Origin of the sequence: Halomonas sp. SIMBA_159, from assembly GCF_046536035.1 — a bacterium.
Lineage (GTDB): Bacteria > Pseudomonadota > Gammaproteobacteria > Pseudomonadales > Halomonadaceae > Vreelandella > Vreelandella venusta_A.
On the sequence record NZ_JAWJBT010000424.1, the window covers coordinates 1 to 277 of the forward strand.

General features: G+C 48.0%; 1 protein-coding gene. It reads left to right on the top strand.

The genetic code is table 11. The features are described from left to right. On the top strand, positions 1–277 hold a 277-nt coding region (locus R0J87_RS19880), incomplete at both ends, for an AbgT family transporter (RefSeq protein WP_498888411.1).

Below are 277 nucleotides of genomic sequence, written 5' to 3' on the forward strand. Positions count from 1 at the left end.
TGTCATTGTCGTCGGAATCATCAATTTGTTCATCGGTTCCGCTTCCGCGAAATGGGCAATGCTTGCACCGGTCTTCGTGCCGATCATGATGCAGCTTGGCTATTCGCCGGAACTGACGCAAATGGCTTACCGCATCGCCGATTCATCGACGAACATCATCACTCCGCTCATGACGTATTTCGCGATCATCATCGCATTCGCACAGAAATACGACAAGAAAATGGGCATTGGTACATTGATCTCGGTCATGTTCCCTTACTCGATTTTCTTCATGATT